Source organism: Mesorhizobium sp. M7A.F.Ca.US.014.04.1.1 (assembly GCF_003998745.1).
Lineage (GTDB): Bacteria > Pseudomonadota > Alphaproteobacteria > Rhizobiales > Rhizobiaceae > Mesorhizobium > Mesorhizobium ciceri.
In genome coordinates this window covers 1-2727 of record NZ_RZRW01000691.1, presented here as the reverse complement: position 1 = coordinate 2727, position 2727 = coordinate 1, and the positions used below count along the sequence as shown (strand labels likewise).

Below are 2727 nucleotides of genomic sequence, written 5' to 3'. Positions count from 1 at the left end.
TTTTCCAACAAGCCGGTGCGGCGCACCGAAGTTCGCGAGCCGGAGCCGGAACGGCCGAAATTCACCCGCGATGGCGAGCGCCGCCCGATCGGCGAGGGCGGGTTGATCAAGAATCGCAAGCGCCGCGAAGGCAGCCGCGATGAGGCTCTGGGCAAACTGTCGACAAGCCCCGACAGAAACGCTGAGAAGAGTTTTGGCGAACGCGCCCCGCGTCCCGAACGCAGCTTTGGCGACAAGCCGCGCGGCAATTTCGGCGACAAACCGCGCGGTGGCTTCGGCGACAAGCCGCGTGGTGCTTTTGGTGGCAAGCCGGGCGGTGGCAAAAAGTCCGAGCGCGAGCAGCGGCCGATCGAGCCGCCCGGCCAGCGCAAGGCCAATGTCTGGATGGCGCCAGGCGCGCGACCGATCGGCAAGGGCAGGGCCGAAGCTGACGCCGCCAAGGCGGCTGACGCCAAGGCGCGCAAGGCCTCGTTCAAACCGACCTATGGCAAACCGGCCGGTGCAAAGCCGTTCGGCAAGCCGCGCGGCGAACGTCCGGGCGGGGCTGGCGGCGGTGAGCGTCCGCGCAACGGTCCCCGAGGCCCCAAAGCGAGATGAGAATCGTCGGCGGTGAGTTTCGCGGGCGTCCGTTGGCGACGCCGCGCTCGAGCGCCATCCGTCCGACGACCGATCGTACCCGCGAGGCGGTCTTCAACGTGCTGGCGCATCGCTTTGCCGAGCAATTGGACGGGGCACGCGTGCTCGACCTGTTCGCCGGCACCGGCGCGCTGGGACTGGAAGCGCTGTCGCGCGGTGCCTCCTACGGTGTCTTCATCGAGGAATCGGCGGAAGGCCGTGGCCTGATCCGCGACAATGTCGAGGCCTTCGGGCTCACCGGCCGCACCAAGATCTTCCGCCGCGATGCCACCGGCCTCGGCGAGGCCGGCACGCTGGCGCCGTTCGGCCTTGTCTTCGCCGACCCGCCCTATGGCAAGGGCCTTGGCGAGCGCGCCTTGCAGTCGGCCAAAGCCGGCGGCTGGCTTCGCCCCGGCGCGCTGTGCGTGGTCGAAGAGGCCGCGGTGGCGTCCTTCGAGCCAGGCCCCGGCTTTTCGGTGCTGGACGAACGCAACTATGGCGAGACCGTCATCCGCTTCATCGAGGCGGCCTGATACGCCTCGTATCCTTGGCCGGGCATCCATGGGCCGGCCTCTTTGCCGCCGCCTTTGCCGGCAACATGATCAACAAATCACTTTGCTTGTCGCCAGCACCTTGCCTATCGTCTGTCGACAGAACCGGAGCCGTTGATGACATCCAGGATTGAATGGCTGCGGGGAACGCTGTTGGCGACCTCCTTGGCTTTTGTCACGACCAGCCCAGTGCTGGCCGAGAGCCCCGTCTTGCCCAACACGGTTCCGGCCGAGTTCAAGGTCACGGATTTCCTGCTCGACAACGGCATGGAGGTGGTCGTCATTCCCGACCACCGTGCGCCGATCGTCACCCACATGGTCTGGTACAAGATCGGCAGCGCCGACGAGCCGCCCGGCAAATCCGGCATCGCGCATTTCTTCGAACATCTGATGTTCAAGGCAACGACCAACCATGCGGCCGGCGAGTTCGACCGCGCCGTCTCCGATATCGGCGGATCCAACAACGCCTTCACCTCCTATGACTACACCGCTTTCCACGAGACGGTGGCGCCGTCGGCACTCGGGCTGATGATGAGCTTCGAGGCTGACCGCATGCGCAACCTCATCCTCACCGATGATGTCATCAAGACCGAGCGCGACGTCATCCTCGAGGAGCGCCGCTCGCGTATCGACAACAGCCCCGAGGCTGTGCTGGACGAGGAGGTCGATGCGACGCTGTGGCAGAACCAGCCCTATCGCATTCCGGTCATCGGCTGGATGCAGGAGATGCAGCAGCTGAACCGCGTCGACGCCACCGCCTTCTACGACAAATACTACCGGCCCAATAACGCCGTGCTGATCGTCGCCGGCGATGTCGAACCGGACACGGTGCGGGCGCTGGCCGAAAAGACCTATGGCAAGGTGGCGCGCGGCCCCGATCTGCCGCCCCGCATCCGCCCGGTCGAGCCGGAGCAGAACACCAAGCGCACGGTCACGCTCTCCGATGCCCGCGTCAGCGTGCCGAGCTTTTCCACGCAATGGGTGGTGCCGTCCTATCATTCGGGAAAGCCGGGCGAGGCGGAAGCGCTCGACCTCTTGGCGGAGATCCTCGGCGGCGGCAATCGCAGCCGGCTCTACCAGGCGCTTGTCGTCCAGCAAGGTATCGCATCCAGCGCCGGCGCCTTTTTCCAGGGCACCATGCTCGACGACACCAACTTCACCGTCTACGGCGCGCCGCGCGGCGATGCCAGGATTTCCGACGTCGAAGCGGCAGTCGATGCGGAGGTGGTGCGCATCGTCAAGGATGGCGTGACGCCATCGGAACTGGAAAAGGCCAAGGACCGCTATGTCAGGTCGATGATCTTTGCCCGCGACAAGCAGGATTCCATGGCCAACATCTACGGTTCGACGCTGGCCACCGGCGGCAATGTGCAGGACGTCCAGCAATGGACGGACCGCATCCGCAAGGTCACCGCAGACGAGGTCAAGGCGGTCGCCGCGCGCTATCTGGTGCTCGCCCGGTCGACGACCGGCTATCTCTTGCCGCAGCAACAGGCGGGGAATTGATGATGAATTCGATCCCCGTGAGCGAGGCAGCCCCCTCATCCGGCCGCTTCGGGGC

Annotated in this window: 2 protein-coding genes and 1 pseudogene; all 3 read left to right on the top strand. The window is 65.7% G+C overall.

The genetic code is table 11. The features are described from left to right. Window positions 1-597 (top strand): annotated as a pseudogene (locus EOA22_RS30025) (RNA pseudouridine synthase); the annotation flags it as partial. Next, window positions 594-1148, top strand: coding sequence for a 16S rRNA (guanine(966)-N(2))-methyltransferase RsmD (rsmD, locus tag EOA22_RS30020; protein WP_024504838.1), 555 nt, complete (start codon window positions 594-596; stop codon window positions 1146-1148). The pseudogene EOA22_RS30025 and the gene rsmD, both read left to right, overlap by 4 nt. Window positions 1149-1283: 135 nt before the next feature. Next, on the top strand, window positions 1284-2672 hold the full coding sequence (locus EOA22_RS30015) for a pitrilysin family protein (RefSeq protein WP_063167722.1): 1389 nt from the start codon (window positions 1284-1286) through the stop codon (window positions 2670-2672). Window positions 2673-2727 lie beyond the last annotated feature (55 nt).